The sequence below is a fragment of the Acidobacteriota bacterium genome (genome assembly GCA_020845575.1).
GTDB lineage: Bacteria > Acidobacteriota > Vicinamibacteria > Vicinamibacterales > Vicinamibacteraceae > Luteitalea.
Window position 1 is genome coordinate 1 of the sequence record JADLFL010000076.1, and the last position, 16,793, is coordinate 16,793.

Consider the following 16,793-nt stretch of genomic DNA (forward strand, 5'->3'; position numbering starts at 1 on the left):
CCCTCACGCTCGTCCTGGTCGTCATCCTGCTCTACCTGTCGATGCAGGGATGGCCGCAGACGCTGCTCGTGTTGTCGAGCCTGCCCTTTGCGGTGGCGGGGAGCGTCTGGCTGCTGTCGTACATGCATTACAACCTGTCCACCGCTGTCTGGGTGGGACTCATCGCCGTAGCCGGTGTCGCAGCGGAGACCGGCATCGTCATGGTGGTCTACCTCGACGAGGCGTTCGCCCGGTACATGCGCGAGGGGCGAATCCTTGTGCCGGCCGACGTGGACGCAGCCGTCATCGAAGGCGCGTCGGCACGTGTCCGCCCGCTGCTGATGACCGTGGCGACGACCGTGCTCGGATTGCTGCCCCTGCTCTGGGAATCGGGCGTGGGTGCCGATGTCTCGGCGCGGACGGCCGCCCCGGTGGTCGGTGGTCTCTGGTCGTGCATGGTGCTCACTCTGCTCGTGCTGCCGGCCGGATACACGATGTGGCGCCGAGGGCAGGTCCGCCGTGCGATGCCAGTTGCGGCGCTGGCCAACACCGAGGCGGTGGACCCCGCGCAGACGCCCGGACTTGCCGAAGCGAGCACCCTTGTCCCTCGCGAGCAGGAGCCGTCACCCGTCGATGCGGGCGCCACGGTCGCTTCTGAAGATCCTCCCGCTACACCGTCGTCCACGAAGCCGGATTCGGAGGTGTCGTCGTGACACGGCATCGTCGACGCTGGCGAGAGCCAGGTGTGGTGTCGTGGGACGATGTGGCCCAAGTCAGGAGCACTCTCACTGAGAGTGGTTCGAATCCCGAAGCGTGTCTCCGCAGCCGCGGAGCAGTGCCCGCCGACACGTGTGCAGACTCTCAACCATGTCACCGCCTATGAAAACGTGGGGACACCGATCTGCGTCCCCGTCCGTCTCGGTTGCAGCGCCACGCAGCCGACGATGATGAACGCCGCCCCGGCGAGCAGGCAGAGCCCGCCTGCGATCAGAAAGGCGAGCCGATAGTCGCCCAATGTCGTCCGAATCGCTCCGGCGCCGAATGCCGCCAGCGATGCACCCAGCTGATGACTCGCGCCGATCCACCCGTAAACCACACCGGTGTTCTCGCGTCCGAATGCGTCCGTGGTGAGCTTTACTGTCGCCGGCACCGTGGCCACCCAGTCGAGACCGTAAAACACGGCGAACACCGCAAGGCCAGTGCCGCCGTCGAGTAACGTCGCAGGGAGGAACAACAGCGACAGGCCGCGCAACGAGTAGTAGGCAAACAGCAGGTGGCGTGCCGAGTATCGATCGGTGAGCCATCCGGATGCCGTGGTGCCGAGAATGTCAAACACCCCCATCATCGCGAGCAGATGCGTAGAGCGTGTCGCGGGAATCCCGACGTCATGGCAGGCCGAGATCAGGTGAGTCCCAATCAACCCGTTGGTGCTGGCGCCGCAGATGAAGAACGTCCCGGCCAGCAGCCAGAACGCCGGCGTGCGAATGGCGTGCGCGAGTGCGGCGAGCGGACGCATGGCGATGGCTCGCACTGGGCTCGCAGCCTGTGGATCGTGGCCATAGGGAGTGAGGCCGAGATCGGACGGTCGGCCTCGCATCAACACGAGCACCAGCACGAAGACCGCAGCGGCAGCGCCAGCCACCACGAAGGTCGCGGAGCGCCAGTTCGACGCCTCGACGACCTTCGCCAGCAGCGGCAGGAAGAGCAGCTGCCCCGTCGCATTGGCGGCCGACAACATCCCCATCACGAGGCTGCGATGCCGATCGAACCAGCGTGTCGCGACCACGGCACCAAGCACCAGGGACGTCACGCCGGTCGTCATGCCGACGAGGACTCCCCAGAGCAAGAAGAACTGCCACTGGCTCGACATCTGCGCCGACAGGGCGACCGCCGTCGTCATCACCGCAAGCGCGCACAGGACGACACGTCGTAACCCCCAGCGATCCATCACCGACGCGGCGAAGGGGCCAACGAGACCGAACAGCGCAATGTTGACGGCGATCGCCGCCGAGATCGTCGCGGTGCTCCACCCGAACTCCAATTCGAGCGGCACGATGAAGAGACCAGGTGTGGCGCGGACCCCGGCGGTGATCAGCATGACGACGAAGGTGACGCCGGCAATGGTCCAGGCGTAGTGCCAGCGGTCCTGCGTTCCGGGCGCGCCGATCACCGCGGACGTCCTTCCTGAACAAGCTGTGCACGGACCGCACCGGCAATCTCGTCGGCAAGAGGATCGCCATGCGCCGCACGGGCCAGCAACAACCCACCCATCATCGTCGCCAGTCGAACGCATGCCGCCGCGCGATCGCGGCGCGCGTCGCCGGAGTCCATCAATGTCGCAAGCGTCTCGATCTGCTGACGCACCCCCTCGAGGTAGGCCGGCCGGATTGGATGACCGTGTCCAACCCGCGCGACGTCGGTGGCCAATGTTGCGGTGGGGCACGTGGCGACCGCCGGATCGCGATTCTGGGAGCTGAGGTAGCCTTCGGCAATTCTGCGGCGCGCAATGGTTGGTGATGGGGCCGCATCTATGCGCCGCCGCCACTTCTCGGCCGACATGGCGAACGCCGCTTCGCACGCGCTCGCTGCCAGCGCATCCTTCGAAGGAAAGTGCCCGTAGAACCCACCGTGGGTGAGGCCGGCTTCGCCCATGACGTCAGCAATGCTGACGGCATCCAGCCCCCGCTCGCGGAACAGTTTCGACGCCGCATCCTCAATCGCACGGTGATTGGCCTTGGCTTGCGCTCTGGAGACTCTTGACATCGCTGTCGTCCATCATATATCTATTCATGATGTATGTCATGTAATCCAGCGCGCTTCGCACGCAGGTCGGGGCGCACGATGACCGACTCGAGCCTGCACCACACGATCATCGCGTCGTTTCTGGAGCGTCAGCGTCCTCCGACCATTGCGGAGATCGCCGCACGCTTCGAATCCAGCGAGGTCGACGCTCGGCGCGCGCTCCGGCAGCTTGCAGCCAATCACGGAGTGGTACTTCACTCGAGTTCAGACGAGGTCTGGGTCGCACATCCGTTCTCCGCGGCGCCGACGACCTTCGTGGTGAGATCGGGCGCACGCACCTGGTGGGGCAATTGCGCCTGGTGCTCGCTGGGTGTGGCCCATCTCGCCGGCGGTACCGCCACAGTTGAGACGAGGCTCGGCGCGCTCGATGACCAGGTGGCGATCCGGATTGAGAACGGCAGGGTGATCGACACGGATTACGTCGTGCACTTTCCCATCCCCATGCGTCACGCGTGGGACAACGTCATCTACACCTGTTCGATCATGTTGTTGTTTCGCGACGAGGCACAGGTGACCGCATGGAGTGCTGCGAGGGGGCTCCCTCGGGGTGACGTGCGGCCGATCGAGCAAGTGTGGGCGTTTGCGTCGGAATGGTACGGACGTCATGCCGCGCCCGACTGGACCAAGTGGTCCACTACCGAGGCGGCGGAGATGTTCTGCAGGCACGACCTGACGGGACCGGTCTGGGCGCTCTCGAATGGCGCCGCACGTTTCTGAGCTGGCAACGAGGAGCCATGAGTTCTGAAAGAGATCCCTTTTGTTTCGTGTGCGGCTCTGAGAATGCCTCGGGCCTGGGTGTTGTGTTTCACCGCGGCGAGGACGGACACAGCCTGACGACGTACCGTGCCCGTCCCGAACATGAGGGTTGGCCCGGCATGATGCACGGAGGCGTGTTGTTCGCGCTCCTCGATGATGCGGTGGGCTGGGCAGCACGGTTCAGCGGAACGCCGACAGTGACAGCGAAGGCAGAGATCAGGTATCGGAGAAGCGTCCCGACCGATACCGCATTGCTCATCGAAGCGCGAATCGTCAGCCGGGGCCGCATGCTGACGGCCGAAGCTCACGCGAGATGTCGCGACACCGGCGTCGTGTATGCAGAACTCGGCGCACGCTTGTTCCCGCTTGACAAGATCAGAGAGCGCTAGCAGCCGTCCCCGAACGACAACCGGGGAGTGAGCGTGCCCCTCGCCGCGACGATGGGGAGATGCACCGGAGCGTCAGACTGGAGATCGCTCCAACAGCGTTGGGCGGTTCGTGCGTAACTGGTCTCCTGCGGCATCGCGATCGCACGGACTTGCGGGGGCAGTCGTAATTGTATATGATGACTATACAATGACGACCGTTCCGCTCGTCGAGATCCACGTCGACTCTCCTGTCCCGGTCTATCGACAGATCACAGACTCGCTGCGCGGCCACCTCGTGGCCGGCCGCTTGGAGCCCGGCGACCTGCTGCCGCCGGTACGGCAACTGGCGATGGACCTCGGCGTGCACTTCAACACCGTGGCGCACGCCTATCGCGACCTCGCCGAAGAAGGGTGGCTCGACCTGAAGCGCCGGCGCGGCGCGATGGTCATCGCACGCGGCCGGCCCGGGAAGCCTGACCAATCGCGCATCGGCATCCTCATGACGCGGTTACGCGATCTGACGGCTGAATTGCGCAGCGCTGGTCTCACCGACGCGCAGGTCGCCGCGGCGCTGCGACACGTCAGCAAGGGATCGAAGCCGTGACGCTCGCCACGCTCCCGTCAGTCGCCATCATCGTCAACGCGCTGATCTTCCTCGTCATCCCGGCGCTCAGCCGACATGACATCTTCTTCTCGATCACGGTGTCGCGGGATTTCCGCGACACGACGATCGCCAGGGCCACCCTTCGTCGGTATCGCGTGGGCGTACTGGCAGGTTCGATCGGCGCGCTCGTGGCCGTGCAGATGGCGACGTCATCACCACACCTGATCGTACCGGCGGTCTTCGTCCAGACCATCGCGGCCACCGCCGCGTGGGCCTGGGCCCATCGCACGATCCGGCCGCACGCGGCGATACCCTCCGCCGTTCGAGTGGCCGCGCTTGTGCCACGAGACCTGAGCTATCCCGGCGGTGCGGTCGCGATCGTCGGACCGTTCCTCGTGCTCGGCGCCGCCGCGTGGCTCCTGCACGCGAACTGGGATTTCATCCCCGATCGGATCCCCGCACACTGGAACATCTACGGCACACCCGATCGCTGGACAACGAAATCGGGCCGCGGCATGTTCGTCCCATTGGCATTCGCGGCGGTCATCATCCTGGCGGTGCAGGTGCAGGCGTGGTTCATCGTTCGCCGGACACGGCAGATCGTCGTGACTGGTGCGTCGGCCGACGCAGAGCAGCAGTTCAAGCGGCGCACGGCGGCATACAGCGTACTCTCGACCTTCAACGTTGCCGCGCTCTTCGGCTACTTCGCGATGCGCACTGTCGTGACCTCCGACGACAACCTCGGTTGGGGTTTCGCGCTCATCATGGGCCTGGTCGTCCTGTCCGGTCTCGGCTTCGCCGGATGGCTGTTGATCGCGGGCCAGGGCGGTCAGCGTCGCGTGGCGCCAGACGCCCGGTCAGCCACGCTCGGCGACGCCTCGCCCGACAGCGCCTGGAAGGCAGGCGTGTTCTACTTCAATCCCGACGATTCGGCGATCCTCGTCGAGAAGCGCATGGGCCTGGGCTGGACGCTCAATCTCGGCAACAGACTGGCGTGGTTGTTCCTGCTTCTCGCGATCGGCGTGCCGTTTCTCATCGCGCTGTTCATGCGCTGACGCGCGCAACCGCATTCGGTCCGCGTGGCCTGACACACGCTGGCGCTCACGCGGGTCCGGACCATCAATGCGGCAGCGGCGCCGCGCGCCGCGCGCGGCGCACGTTGAAGGCGCTGACGATCAGCACGCCCTGCACCAGCGCCAGGCCGAGGATCACGGCGCCGTGGTGACCATGGTCCATCAGCGGGCCGAAGATCAGCGGTGTCACTGCCTGACCGATGTCCAGACCCGCGTAGACCACGCCGTACACGCGCCCGCTGGCGTTGGCCGGGGTGGAGCGCTTGACCAGCAGGTCGCGCGAGGGACCGGCGATGCCCGTCGCGAAGCCCATGGCGCCGAACAGCACCGGCACCACCGCCGGCGGGAAGTCCGCCAGCACCATCACCAGCGCGAAGACGGCCGCGATGCCGAATCCGGCGCCCACGATGCGCTCGCAGCGCGACGGGTCGGCCGCGAGGAAGCCGCCCACCGCCATGCCCATCGAACTGGCCACCATGTACACCGTCAGGCAGATCGCCACCAGTGCCACGGGTACCGCGTGCAGATGGCCCGCGGCGGCCGGCGCGAAGGTCTGCACGATGCTGAGGACCATCGCGTAGAAGAAAAAGAAGCCGAAGCACATCCACACCGCGGGGATGCGCAGGAAGTCGAAGGTGCCGGCGTCCGGTGCATCGTCGCGGCTCGCCGCCTTCTGCGCGGTCCTGACGTCCAGCGCCAGCCCGCCGCGGTTGACCCACAGCACGACCAGCACGGCCAGCGCCAGCACGCCGGCGGCCGCCAGCGCTGCGCGCCAGCCCCAGGTCATGGCGATCGGCACCACGAAGGCCGGTGCCAGCGCCCAGCCCAGGCTGCCGGTGATGCCGTGCACGCTGTAGGCATGGCTCAGACGAGTAAGCGACACCTTTCTATTGAGCAGCGTGTAGTCAACCGGGTGGAACACGCCGTTGCCCACGCCCGCCAGCACGGCACCGGGTAGCAGCACCCAGTAGTTCGGCGCCAGCGCGTAGACGAACGCGGCCAGGCTCAGGCAGCCCAGGCCGACAAACAGCACCGGGCGCGGCCCGAGCCTGTCGACCACGAAGCCGGAGGCGGCCTGCACCCCGCACGACACGACGAAGAACATCGTCAGCACCGCGCCCAGCTCGGTATAGCTCGCGCCGAAGGCGTCTTTCAGCCAGGGAAACAGCGGCGGGAGGATGAGCTGGCCGAAGTGGCTGAGGGCGTGTGCCAGGCCGACAAGGCCGATCAGCCTGGCATCGGAACTGATGGACGGAGTGGAGGCGGAAGACATGCGGGAGGGGCGGCCCACCACCGACGGCAGACGACAGGAAACAGTAGGGCTGTTTCGTCGTGGGCACAAACGAACCCTCCTTCTGTTGACATCGTGATGCGCGATGCGTGATGCTTGATGCGTGCGTACGACCTTCGACCTCGATCTCGACGTTCTCCTGGCTGTGAAGGAGATTGCCGGTGCCCGGCGCAGCACCGTCGGCAAGGTGCTGTCGGAACTCGCGCGCAAGGCACTGCAGCCGGCCGAATCGCCTGCCGTACGGAACGGCGTGCCCGTGCTGCCGCGCCGGCCGGCCACGGCCCCGCGGCCGACGATGGCGCTGGTCAACGCGCTGCGGGACGGCGACTGAGCCACTGCCATGGCGCGTGTCGCTCTGCTGGACGTCAACGTTCTCGTCGCGCTGTTCGATCCCGATCACGTCCACCACGAGATTGCGCACGACTGGTTCGCCGAACATCGAGACGGCTGGGCCACGTGTCCGCTCACCGAGAACGGTCTCATCCGCGTCATCACCAACCCGGCGTATCACCCGGACGCCATCCGTCCGGCGCAGGCGGGTGGTTCGCTGCGGAAATTCCGTCGCAGCGGTGGTCATCACTTCTGGGTGGATTCGCTGTCGCTGACTGATGCCAAGACGTTCGATCTGACGCTCGTGCGCGGTCATGCGCAGCTCACGGACATCTACCTGCTGGGGTTGGCTGTGAAAAACGACGGCTGTCTGGTGACGTTCGACGGGAAGATGCCCCTGGGCGCCGCCGTGGGCGCGACGCGGGATCATCTCGCCGTGCTCGGTCCCGTCCCGGAGAGTCGACAACAGACCGACGCGAGGGACACCCACTGATGACGACGCACGATTCGCGAACGCCCGTCCTGATCACAGTGGCGAGCATCGCCATTGTCTTCGCACTGACGCTCACCGGATCGGCCACGCAGGTGCCACCGTCGCGGTTCGTGATCGACGCGCACCAGCACTGGCGCTCCGCATCGGACTACATCCAGACGCTCGTCAGGACGTATCGCCCGCGCAATGCGATGGCCTGCGTACTGACGCCGATCGCGAGCCTCGACGCGTTGATGGCCGCGGCGCGCGAACACCCTGACGTGATCATTCCGTACGGCTATCTCGACGTCGATCATCCCGACGCCCGGCGGCAGCTCGACACGTTCATCAAGGCCGGCGTCAAGGGCATCAAGATGCACCGGCCGAAGTACAACTGGGACGATTTCGGCTACTTCCCGCTGTATGGGCGCATGCAGGAGGCCGGGCTGGTGGCGCTGTTCCATACCGGTATCGTGTCGGGCAACGGCACCGGCGAGCCCGAGCCATCGTCGATGGCCCGGATGCGACCGTCGTTCCTCCACACGATCGCGCGGTCATTCCCGGCGCTGAAGATTCACGGGGCCCACCTCGGCAACCCGTGGTACGACGAGGCCGCCGAAGCCGCGCGCTGGTCGCCGAACCTGTACTTCGACGTCACGGGATCGACGCTGCAGAAGAAGCAGCACAACCTCTCCGTCTTCCGCGAGTACCTGTGGTGGGACGGCCCCGCCGAGCACAGTCCCTCCACCGCCGTGTATGCGTTCGAGAAACTGGTCTTCGGCACTGACGAGGGACCGGAGGCCCTCGACAGTGTTCTCAGCCGCTACGAAGCGATGCTCGACGCCAACAAGGTGCCCGAAGCCAGCCGCAGGAAGATCTACGGCGAGACGATGGCGCGCCTGCTGGGCATCAAGGTACGCGGCTGATCCGATGATGCAGACGCTTCAAGGCATCAGCCATCGAGCGAGCGCGATAGCGGCACGCTCACCAAGGTCCAGATCGTCAGTGATCCTTGCGGCGCTCTCCGGTGAGACGAGACGAACGTCCACCCATGATGGCGGTCTCTCGATCCACTCCCGGACGGCAGGAGGAGCACCGGCGGCGGCCAGCTCATTGGCGACGAAATCCGGTACGACGACGGGACTGTAGAAGCGCTGAAGGAGCTCCGCGTGATCCAGGAGGATCAGCTAGTGCAGCGGCCCTGCGTCGGCCACGACGATCATCGGCCGGGCAGGACTCCGAGTTCGCGTTGCGTGTCCAGGTCGTCTTCCAGATCCTGCGCGGTGTACTGCAGGGGCACATGATGTGCCTTGAGCAGCGCGTGCACCTGGAAGCGCGACTCGAGCCCCAGCAGCCGGCGCACCTGCGGCTCGGTCAGGACGCCGGTGCGATATGCCTCGACTGCGAGTGCTTCGAGCACACGCGACGCGGCACGTCGTCCCACTGTCCTTGCAGGACCGCGGAGATGTCGTCGGGCAACTGAATGGTGACCCGCATATTCCGATTGTATCGCGTCGATCTCCCGCCTGGGCCCAGGGGGTGCCAAGCGCATCACACCTGTCGCAGCGCTTCGGTTGGTTGAATGCGCAGCGCTCGACGCGCCGGGCCGGCGCAGGCCAGCACGCCCATGGCGGCCATGACGAGGGACGTGACGATCGACGACACGATGAGATCCACTGTCAGGTTGTCGCTGCGCCATGCGAAGAAGAAGATGAGACTGTTGCCGGCGAGGATCCCGCCGCCGAGTTGACGGCCGGCACGGGCGAAGACGCTGCGGAGCGCGCGCCGTGGGTTGGCGCCGAGGGCGATACGGATCCCGATCTCGCGCGTGCGATGCGCCACGGCAACGGCCATGAGCGCGTGCGGACCGGCCGCGGCGAAGACCAGCGCCACGAGCAGGATGCTGCCGAAGACGACGCTGCCGATCGCCATCCGCATCTGCTCCTGTGCGGCGATGTCATCGAGCGTGAGGATCTGTCCGATGTGCAAGCCCGCGTTGACCTGTCGCGCAAGGTCGGCAAGGCGGGGTGCAAGCGGCGCCGCATCGCCGGCCACGTGCGCAGGCGCGTGGGAGGCGCGTCATCCTGTCTTGCTGTCAAGAGGAGAGGCGCCGGTCGGGCTGACGGCTCTGACTCAGCTCAACAGATCTGCCAGTTGCGGCAGGGCCGTCGTGAGCGGCAGAACCTTGATACCGTCGACTTCGTACGCACGCGTCCCGCCATAGAACAGGAATGGACGTGCCATGGGATAGTCGCGTACGAACAGGCGCAGCGGCGAGAGGTCGGCATCACGGAAGACCGACGCGCGCTTCACCTCGATCGCCACGAGTCCTCGCTCTCCGTAGAGCGCGAAATCCACTTCCTTCCCATCGCGCGTGCGCCAGAAGTGCAGGGCGTATTACGACGCCGTTTTGTCGAGGTGTCTCATTCCTCCGTCAGTCCGCCCAGTCGAGACCCTCGTGCGTGATCACGAGGGTTTCGGTGGCCACGTCGTTGCCCAGTCCCTCGAGCGTCGGGCCCTCCCACTTCGACGGCCAGCCGCTCGTGAACCTCCAGCGCGCCACCGGCTGCCCTGTGCCGTCGAGCAGCACGATCACGCCGTCGCGGCGGTCGACCTGTCCATCGATGACGGCCTTGCGCCAGAGCCAGAGGGACCGGTCGGTGGTGAGACCCCGTTTCATCGTGATGTCGGAGACCTTGTGAATGCCGGGGACGCGTCGCACGCGCGAAGGATCCGTCCCGTCGCGATGCGCGATCACCTCGGACTCGCTGATGAGGCCGGTCACCTCCGCGAACTCGCCGACCACCAGGCCATCGATCTCCGCACGGAAGCGGAAGTTGCCATACGGATCCGGACGTGCCATCGCTGTGCTCCTCTGAAGGGACAACGACGCACCCGCACCGATCGCACGCGATCGAATGACGGGTTACCGCACGGCAAAAGGATTGACGATCTGTACGCCGGCCTTGCGGAAGTCGGAGCCATTGCGCGTTGCGACGGTCAACGAAGTAGCCCTTCTCCGGGCAGGCGAGCAGCCAGTCGATCGCGCCATCGTTGGGCCGAGCCGCCCGCCGGTCCAGGCGCAATCCGATTGTGCGACGTTCCTCCGTGGCGTGGAGAAGCCCGTCGGCAAGGGTTACCAGATGCCGGCGATGTCTGAGTCCGAGTCTGCACGCGTCAGGGCGACGAGGAGCCGCATCGACGACCTCCATTCCACTCTCCTCGCCACGCCAGAGAAGCACTTGATGGAACAGATGGAGACCGAGATTCACGGGCTTGTCGCGGCTGTGAGGGACTTGCCCGGACATCGTCTCGGTGAGGTCGGCCGCCAACAACACGCCGCCATCGTGCAGGACGGAAGCTGAACGGCGGCTGAACGCGTCGGCACCGTGCTGTGGCCACGTGTCTTACATCGTAAGCCAGGCTACAATGACGTCATGTCCACTCTCGTCATGTCGTCCAAGGGGCAGATCGTCCTGCCGGCATCCACTCGGCGCCGACTGGGGCTCGGCGCCGGTTCGACGCTCGAGGTGCTGGAAGAGGGTGACGGCCTGCGGTTGCGCGTCGTGCGAGCCGTTGCGCAGACCGACGTGACCGACCTCGCGGGCCTGGTGAAGGCGCCCTCGCGCGGCGTGCCGCGCAGGCTCGATGATTTCGACGCCGCGTCACTCACCGCGCGCACGCCGCCGAGCAGGCCATGAAGGCGCTGGACACCAACGTCCTCGCCCGCTTCTTCATCGACGACCCTGATGACCCTCAGGCCGCCAGACAGCGGCCCGCGGCGGTAGCGGCACTGTCCGCGCGGGCGTTCGTGTCCGTCACGGTGTTGCTCGAGTTCGAGTGGGTGATGCGTGGCTTCTACGGCATGACGCGCAAGGACATCGCTCGCGTGCTGCGCGCGCTCGCCGGGATCGAGCACGTGACGATCGAGGATCGCGGTGCCGTGCTGGGCGCATTGGACGCGTTCGACAAGGGCTTCGACCTCGCCGATGCGCTGCACGTGTGTCGCGGCGGACGCGCGGCGGGATTCGCCACGTTCGATCGCAAGCTGGCCAGGCGGGCCAGGCGCGTGACCCTTCCGCAGGAGATCGATCTTCTGACCTGATTGACCAGGGGCTGAAGCCCCTGGCCTCCATCAGAAGGACGCCTCGGAGATCAGCGCGGCTCTGCGAGCAGGGCATCGAGCTTGGCGTATCCCTCGTTGACGCCGGTCTCCATGCCCGAACGCAGCCACGCGTCGCGGCCTTCGAAGCTGTCGACGAGAGACTGGGCGTGCAGCCGCGTCCAGCCGTCGCCGAGATCCTCGAACCGCAGCGTCTCTAGCGCGACGTCGTCGGGCATGCCTTCGAAGGTGAACGTCTGCACGATGCGGGTATCGGTGATCTGGTGGAAGCATCCGCGGAACCCGTACGCCTGGCCGCTGCGCTCCGCGACGTAGCGCCACTCGCCGCCGTTCCGTGCGTCCCACGTGAGGATGTGCGTGTCCATGCCGTTCGGGCCCACCCATCGCGCGAAGAGCCGCGGATCCGTGTGGGCGGCCAGGAGCTGACTCGGCGTGGCGGCGAAGTCACGAGTGATGCGGATGACGGGCAGCTTGTCGTCGGCTTCGATCGTGGCGGTGGCGATGCGGCGTGCGGTCATGAGAGACGTCCTTTCCGAATGGCCCGCTTCGGGGCTTTGGCGTTCATCTCGGCGAGCAGCGAATCGAGTCGCCGATAGCGGCTCTCTGCCTGACGCCGGTATCGTTCGATCCACGTGGTCATGAGATTGAGGGGGGCGTGCTCGAGGTGCACCGTTCGTCTCTGGGCATCCCGGGTCTTGGTGACCAGGCCGGCGTCTTCGAGGACCCGGAGATGCTTGGAGATGGCTTGCAGGGTGACGTCGTACGGCTCGGCCAGCTCACCGACCGTGGCGTCCGATCCGGCCAGACGGGCCACGATGTCGCGCCGGATGGGATCGCCCATCGCGGAGAAGACTTTCGACAACGTATCCACCTCATTCTCAATCATTGAGTTGACAATGGGCCAGGTCTCCGCATTTGTCAACCGTACGGTTGAGAATGCCTGCGTCTCAGCCTTCGATCAGCGACGCCGCCTGCGGGCCAGCGAGGCGATCGCGGTGAGGCCGGCTCCAAGCGATGTCAGCGATGCCGGTTCCGGCACCGACTGTACAGGTGACCCGAGCGTCGAGTACCGAGTGCCGTCGGACCCCGTCACGATCGCGTCTGGCAGGAGGTTCCCGGCCGCGTCGTACACTTCGAGGCCTCGAAACGTCACGGTGTTCGAGAAGTCGGAGTCCAGGAGGAACTCCAGCGCGCCGGCGTCCAGGTTGAGCAACTCCATTTCGACGAGGCTCGACAACCACAGGTTGATCGTGGCCGTGCCATCGGCGCCGATGTCGAAACGCGGTGAGATCACGGATTCGTTGGCCGGGGTTTCGTCATACTGGAACTTCGTGTTCCACGCTTCGGGCTGCCCGGTGAACGCCGCACGATAGAGTTCGTCGTACGTGGGCGCGGCGTCGGTCGAACTGCTGAACGAGAACTGTGTCTCGAGGTGGTAGCGCGGGATCGTGTACCCCCCGGGAGGGACGTCGGCGAGCCAGTCGACCCACCTCGCGTTCAGGCCATCGATGTCGTACACCAGACGCCCCGTGGAGGGCGTCCCGGAGGCGCTCGTGATCCTGAACTCGTCGAAGACCAGGGCTTCGGCCAGGACGCTGAACTCGTAGGTCTCCCAGTTGTAGGCGTCGTTGAACGCACAGAAGGGCGTGTCGATCGGGCACGTCGCCGGGTTGTAGACCGGGGCGACCACGCCTTCCATGGAGGCGCGGGTCTTCAGGTTCATGGCGTTGGCCGTGGCAGTGGCCGTGGCGTGGACCGCGGCCGCGTACGAGTCCCAGCGGACATCGGCGTCAGCGGCGCCAATCGACCCGGTCCACCGGTCGCCTCCCGACTGGATCACGGGCGGACCACTGGTGTTCGTGGCGGTCACCGGCGTGACGCCGCTCTCGCGAACGATGACCTCCGTGCCTGCGCCCGTGAACCGCACCAGGGTGATGACGTCGGCGCTCGCGGGGACGACGGCGAGCAGTGAGGCGGCCGTCAGGGCCGCCAGGGTGAATCCATTGCGCACGTGATGCCTCCTGTGACACGAAACCGGATGGTCTCGTCATCACTGGCGACATTCGTGGCGACCGTTGGTCACGGCAATCGGCGCGAGCGATCCCCCGTGTGAGCTGTCGCGTCCAGCGCCCTGGCGCGCAGCGACAGCGCCTCACCCAGCCACCGGCTCTCGGGCGAGAGCTGCCGCCAGACGGCTGCGGCGGCATCCGCATGGACCAGTGCGTCGTCTGGCTGCCCTTCGCGAAGATCGATCCGGGCGAGTGCCACGTGCGCGTCCGCGTGCGCAGGCGTCTCCACCGGATACAGCTCGCGCAAGCGAGCGAGGCTTCGCTCCAGAGCGGCCCTCGCCTCGGGCGCTCCGTCCTCGGCGGCCAGCAGCGCCAGATCGACGTGCATCTGCGCGACATCGCGCGCGGCGGCTGGCACCGTGCCCGACACCTCCACCGCTTCCTCCAGTTGTTGACGCGCAACGTCGCGGCGCCCCGCCAGCGCGTTGAGGCGCCCGGCCATGAACAGGACACGCGCGACAGGCTTGCCCGCCGCGCGCATGTCAGCCACCACCTGGTCGATCTCGCGCGTGGCCGTCGCGAAGCGACCCGCGTACGCGTGGCCGAGCGCGCCATACGTCCTGTTGCTCAGCACGATCGGGTGCGTCGGGCCCAGGAAGTCCCTCGTCGCCTTCATCCCGCGATCGATGGCAGTCACGGCATCGTCTCCGCGCCGGACGAGCGCCATGAGCATGCCGCGCAGGTTCTGCACGTGGACGAAGTCGAGCGCGTCGGCGTCGAGATGCTGTTCGAGAATCGCGAGTGCCTTGGTGTTGTTCGCGATCGCATCGGCCAGGCGACCGATGCGCATCTGGTTGCCGGACAGGTTGTGGGTGCTGATGCCGACGCCACGCGACGATTCGCCCTGCATCGCGATCTTGATCGCCAGTGCCTGCTGCAGCTCGGTCACCGCCGGTACGAGATCGCCAGCGTCCGCGAGGGCCTTGGCGCGCAGTTCCCGCGCGCCAAGTACCCACGGGTGATTGGGTTGGCTCGCATGCGCCGACAGCGTGCGCTCCAGGGCCTGCGCAGACACTTCTACAGCCTCTTCGGAGTGCTTGGCCTGCTGGAGCGCTTCGCCGAGCGTGCGCCATGACGCCGCGGTCTCCTGGTGATTCCTGCCGAGATATCGTTCGCCGAACTCGATGGCTCGCCGCGCCGCCGCACTCGCGTCGGCGTACTTCCCGCCGACGATGGCGACGTCGGCGCGCAGGCGCAACGCACGCGCCAGGTCCAGGGCTCTCGCGTCCGGGCGACGCTCCATCAGCGGGACGATCGCGTCGAGCACCGCGGTGGCCTCGACAGGCTGGCCGCGCTGCATGTGCGACGAGGCGCGCAGCATTCGCGCGTGCAGGGCTTCCGGGTGATCGACGGGGAGCGCGGCGGCGGCTTCGGTCTCGGCCTGGGCGACCACGGCGTCGAACTCGTTCGATCGTCCGAAACCGCGCAGCCCGTCGCCGATGAGATTCAGCAGTTGCACGCGCACTTCGGGTGGCGCCTGGAGTTGGGACACCTGCTGGTGCGCGCGTCGCAGCAGATCGACGACCAGCAGTGGCGACTGACTGTCCGGGGCATCCACATTGGCGTCGCGAAGAATCGAGGCGACAAAGCCCGCCACGCTCTCTGCCCGCTGCTGGGCCACACGAGCCTCGCGGGCCTGCCACACGGCGATGGCTGCGCCTCCGAGGACGGCCAGCAGCGCCACCACCGCCGCCGTTACGGCCATCCGATGACGATGCATGAACTTCGACGCGCGGTACCACGTGCTGTCCGGCTGTGCCGTCACGGGTCGCCCGTCGAGCCACGCCGCGACATCGTCGGCGAGCCGGCCCGCCGATTCGTAGCGCCGCTCGGGATCGGGCTGCAGGGTCTTCGCGACGATCGTGTCGAGGTCGCCGCGCAGCATGCGCGACAGCTCGGTCGGCGTCGAGGCGCGGCTCGCGGCCAGCGTCTCCGGTGCCGCGACACTCGTGTGCTTCAGCACGAGACGACTCGGTCGAGGCAGATCTCGCGTCACGATGTCGTCGGCCGTTGCCGGAGTCGAGACCTCGTGAGGCAGCCGGCCGGTCAGCAGCTCGTGCAGGAGCACCCCGAGCGCCCACACGTCGGTGGCCGGAGACGGCGCCTGGCCGCGCAGTTGTTCCGGCGCCGCCCGCTCGGGTGTCATCGGTGCGGGCAACTCACGCGTCACGCCGCCGTCTTCTTCCGCGGGATCCGGTTGGAGAACCTTGGCGATGCCGAAATCCAGCAGCCGCACGTCGCCTTCCGGCGTGACGAGGATGTTCGACGGCTTCAGGTCACGGTGCACGATGAGACGCGCGTGGGCGTACTGCACGGCCCGGCACACCTGAAGGAATTGACGCAGCCGGCCGCGCACGTCGAGGCGGCGCGCGTCTGCGGCGCGTGTGATGGGTTCACCGTCGACGTACTGGAGTACGAGATAGGGACGTCCGTCGTCTGCCAGTCCGCCATCGAGGAGCGGCGCGACGGCCGGGTGGGTGAGGCGCGCGAGAATGCGGCGCTCGCGCGCGAAGCGCTCGAGAGCATGACGGCCGGTCAGACCCGTCCTGAGGATCTTGAGCGCCACCTGCTGTGTGTACGGGGCATCTGTCTTCTCGGCCAGATAGACCTCGCCCATCCCTCCGCGTCCGATCTCCCGAATCACGCGATAGGGACCCACGCGGCTGTTCTCGGCGCGGCTGACGTCCTGTTGCCCACGCATCCAGCGTTCGAGTTCGAAGTCGACTTCCGCCGCGGGCACGTCGAGCATCTCGAGCAACTCGCGGCGAAGGTCGGGCTCGTCGCCGGTCGCGTCGAGGGCGAACGCGGCACGTTGGTCCGGCCCGAGGGCCATCGCCTGTTCGTACAGCTCCGACAACCGTTCCCACACGCGCGTCCGGACCTGTTCGTCTGACACGAGCTTCTCCTCGGCAAGGGGTGGGGTCAC

Annotated in this window: 22 protein-coding genes; 11 read left to right on the top strand and 11 right to left on the bottom strand. The window is 66.7% G+C overall.

All coding sequences use genetic code 11. The features are described 5' to 3' along the window. On the top strand, positions 1–692 hold a 692-nt coding region (locus IT182_19095; protein ID MCC6165458.1), incomplete at its 5' end, for an efflux RND transporter permease subunit. A 164-nt stretch (positions 693–856) separates the two neighbouring features. Here the strand turns inward: IT182_19095 and IT182_19100 are convergent. Together IT182_19100 and IT182_19105 are read right to left on the bottom strand one after the other, a co-directional pair. Further along, entirely contained in the window at positions 857–2,149 is a 1,293-nt protein-coding gene (locus IT182_19100; GenBank protein MCC6165459.1) for an MFS transporter, read from the bottom strand. Then, positions 2,146–2,742: a TetR/AcrR family transcriptional regulator gene (locus IT182_19105; GenBank protein ID MCC6165460.1), complete on the bottom strand. Its 597-nt coding sequence runs from the start codon at positions 2,740–2,742 to the stop codon at positions 2,146–2,148. Before IT182_19105 ends, IT182_19100 begins: the two co-directional genes overlap by 4 nt. 78 nt (positions 2,743–2,820) lie before the next feature. On the opposite strand from IT182_19105, the gene IT182_19110 reads away from it, so the two are divergent. The 4 genes from IT182_19110 to IT182_19125 all read left to right on the top strand — a co-directional run bounded on the left by IT182_19110 (position 2,821) and on the right by IT182_19125 (position 5,564). Next, positions 2,821–3,498: an alkylmercury lyase family protein gene (locus IT182_19110; GenBank protein ID MCC6165461.1), complete on the top strand. Its 678-nt coding sequence runs from the start codon at positions 2,821–2,823 to the stop codon at positions 3,496–3,498. 17 nt (positions 3,499–3,515) lie between these two features. Next, complete coding sequence (locus IT182_19115; protein MCC6165462.1) at positions 3,516–3,926, top strand: PaaI family thioesterase; 411 nt, start codon at positions 3,516–3,518, stop codon at positions 3,924–3,926. A 187-nt stretch (positions 3,927–4,113) separates the two neighbouring features. Beyond that, positions 4,114–4,509: a GntR family transcriptional regulator gene (locus tag IT182_19120; protein ID MCC6165463.1), complete on the top strand. Its 396-nt coding sequence runs from the start codon at positions 4,114–4,116 to the stop codon at positions 4,507–4,509. Then, positions 4,506–5,564, top strand: a complete 1,059-nt coding sequence (locus IT182_19125) for a DUF1648 domain-containing protein (protein MCC6165464.1) — start codon at positions 4,506–4,508, stop codon at positions 5,562–5,564. Before IT182_19120 ends, IT182_19125 begins: the two co-directional genes overlap by 4 nt. 64 nt (positions 5,565–5,628) lie before the next feature. Here IT182_19125 and IT182_19130 read toward each other — a convergent pair whose 3' ends face one another. Then, entirely contained in the window at positions 5,629–6,855 is a 1,227-nt protein-coding gene (locus tag IT182_19130; protein MCC6165465.1) for an MFS transporter, read from the bottom strand. A gap of 121 nt (positions 6,856–6,976) precedes the next feature. Here IT182_19130 and IT182_19135 point away from each other — a divergent pair, with 121 nt between their 5' ends. The 3 genes from IT182_19135 to IT182_19145 are packed head-to-tail and all read left to right on the top strand — an operon-like array spanning position 6,977 to position 8,601. Continuing rightward, positions 6,977–7,204, top strand: coding sequence for a CopG family transcriptional regulator (locus tag IT182_19135; protein MCC6165466.1), 228 nt, complete (start codon positions 6,977–6,979; stop codon positions 7,202–7,204). A 9-nt stretch (positions 7,205–7,213) separates the two neighbouring features. After that, a complete protein-coding gene (locus IT182_19140) occupies positions 7,214–7,696 on the top strand; it encodes a VapC toxin family PIN domain ribonuclease (GenBank protein ID MCC6165467.1) in 483 nt (160 codons plus the stop codon). Further along, a complete protein-coding gene (locus tag IT182_19145; GenBank protein ID MCC6165468.1) occupies positions 7,696–8,601 on the top strand; it encodes an amidohydrolase family protein in 906 nt (301 codons plus the stop codon). Before IT182_19140 ends, IT182_19145 begins: the two co-directional genes overlap by 1 nt. Positions 8,602–8,894: 293 nt before the next feature. Here IT182_19145 and IT182_19150 read toward each other — a convergent pair whose 3' ends face one another. From IT182_19150 to IT182_19165, 4 genes are all read right to left on the bottom strand, one after another. Then, positions 8,895–9,095 carry a UPF0175 family protein gene (locus IT182_19150; GenBank protein ID MCC6165469.1) on the bottom strand — a complete coding sequence of 67 codons (201 nt, stop codon included), beginning with the start codon at positions 9,093–9,095 and terminating at the stop codon, positions 8,895–8,897. Positions 9,096–9,226: 131 nt separating this feature from the next. Next, on the bottom strand, positions 9,227–9,730 hold the full coding sequence (locus IT182_19155) for a hypothetical protein (protein MCC6165470.1): 504 nt from the start codon (positions 9,728–9,730) through the stop codon (positions 9,227–9,229). A gap of 78 nt (positions 9,731–9,808) precedes the next feature. Then, the gene (locus IT182_19160) at positions 9,809–10,033 is read right to left on the bottom strand and encodes a hypothetical protein (GenBank protein ID MCC6165471.1); all 225 of its coding nucleotides are present in this window, start codon (positions 10,031–10,033) and stop codon (positions 9,809–9,811) included. A 76-nt stretch (positions 10,034–10,109) separates the two neighbouring features. Then, a complete protein-coding gene (locus IT182_19165) occupies positions 10,110–10,538 on the bottom strand; it encodes a phage tail protein (protein ID MCC6165472.1) in 429 nt (142 codons plus the stop codon). A 250-nt stretch (positions 10,539–10,788) separates the two neighbouring features. Between IT182_19165 and IT182_19170 the strand changes: the two genes are divergently transcribed. The 3 genes from IT182_19170 (at position 10,789) to IT182_19180 (ending at position 11,780) form a co-directional block, all read left to right on the top strand. Next, on the top strand, positions 10,789–11,040 hold the full coding sequence (locus IT182_19170) for a hypothetical protein (GenBank protein ID MCC6165473.1): 252 nt from the start codon (positions 10,789–10,791) through the stop codon (positions 11,038–11,040). A gap of 72 nt (positions 11,041–11,112) precedes the next feature. Next, entirely contained in the window at positions 11,113–11,376 is a 264-nt protein-coding gene (locus IT182_19175) for an AbrB/MazE/SpoVT family DNA-binding domain-containing protein (protein MCC6165474.1), read from the top strand. Then, entirely contained in the window at positions 11,373–11,780 is a 408-nt protein-coding gene (locus tag IT182_19180; GenBank protein MCC6165475.1) for a type II toxin-antitoxin system VapC family toxin, read from the top strand. The genes IT182_19175 and IT182_19180 overlap by 4 nt, the downstream gene beginning before the upstream one ends. A 50-nt stretch (positions 11,781–11,830) precedes the next feature. Here IT182_19180 and IT182_19185 read toward each other — a convergent pair whose 3' ends face one another. The 4 genes from IT182_19185 to IT182_19200 all read right to left on the bottom strand — a co-directional run bounded on the left by IT182_19185 (position 11,831) and on the right by IT182_19200 (position 16,793). Beyond that, the gene (locus IT182_19185) at positions 11,831–12,316 is read right to left on the bottom strand and encodes an SRPBCC domain-containing protein (protein MCC6165476.1); all 486 of its coding nucleotides are present in this window, start codon (positions 12,314–12,316) and stop codon (positions 11,831–11,833) included. Beyond that, positions 12,313–12,684, bottom strand: a complete 372-nt coding sequence (locus IT182_19190; GenBank protein ID MCC6165477.1) for a winged helix-turn-helix transcriptional regulator — start codon at positions 12,682–12,684, stop codon at positions 12,313–12,315. Before IT182_19190 ends, IT182_19185 begins: the two co-directional genes overlap by 4 nt. Positions 12,685–12,756: 72 nt before the next feature. Then, a complete protein-coding gene (locus IT182_19195) occupies positions 12,757–13,809 on the bottom strand; it encodes a PEP-CTERM sorting domain-containing protein (protein ID MCC6165478.1) in 1,053 nt (350 codons plus the stop codon). A gap of 68 nt (positions 13,810–13,877) precedes the next feature. Then, positions 13,878–16,793 (bottom strand): serine/threonine protein kinase, encoded by a 2,916-nt coding sequence (locus tag IT182_19200; GenBank protein ID MCC6165479.1) that lies wholly within the window; start codon positions 16,791–16,793, stop codon positions 13,878–13,880.

Excerpts from the sequence above, each read along its gene's own strand:
- IT182_19115 (MCC6165462.1), top strand. The coding sequence starts at position 3,516 with ATGAGTTCTGAAAGAGATCCCTTTTGTTTCGTGTGCGGCTCTGAGAAT.
- IT182_19175 (MCC6165474.1), top strand. The coding sequence starts at position 11,113 with ATGTCCACTCTCGTCATGTCGTCCAAGGGGCAGATCGTCCTGCCGGCA.
- IT182_19120 (MCC6165463.1), top strand. The coding sequence starts at position 4,114 with ATGACGACCGTTCCGCTCGTCGAGATCCACGTCGACTCTCCTGTCCCG.
- IT182_19180 (MCC6165475.1), top strand. The coding sequence starts at position 11,373 with ATGAAGGCGCTGGACACCAACGTCCTCGCCCGCTTCTTCATCGACGAC.
- IT182_19185 (MCC6165476.1), bottom strand. The coding sequence starts at position 12,316 with ATGACCGCACGCCGCATCGCCACCGCCACGATCGAAGCCGACGACAAG.
- IT182_19165 (MCC6165472.1), bottom strand. The coding sequence starts at position 10,538 with ATGGCACGTCCGGATCCGTATGGCAACTTCCGCTTCCGTGCGGAGATC.
- IT182_19145 (MCC6165468.1), top strand. The coding sequence starts at position 7,696 with ATGACGACGCACGATTCGCGAACGCCCGTCCTGATCACAGTGGCGAGC.
- IT182_19105 (MCC6165460.1), bottom strand. The coding sequence starts at position 2,742 with ATGTCAAGAGTCTCCAGAGCGCAAGCCAAGGCCAATCACCGTGCGATT.
- IT182_19190 (MCC6165477.1), bottom strand. The coding sequence starts at position 12,684 with ATGATTGAGAATGAGGTGGATACGTTGTCGAAAGTCTTCTCCGCGATG.
- IT182_19130 (MCC6165465.1), bottom strand. The coding sequence starts at position 6,855 with ATGTCTTCCGCCTCCACTCCGTCCATCAGTTCCGATGCCAGGCTGATC.
- IT182_19110 (MCC6165461.1), top strand. The coding sequence starts at position 2,821 with ATGACCGACTCGAGCCTGCACCACACGATCATCGCGTCGTTTCTGGAG.
- IT182_19140 (MCC6165467.1), top strand. The coding sequence starts at position 7,214 with ATGGCGCGTGTCGCTCTGCTGGACGTCAACGTTCTCGTCGCGCTGTTC.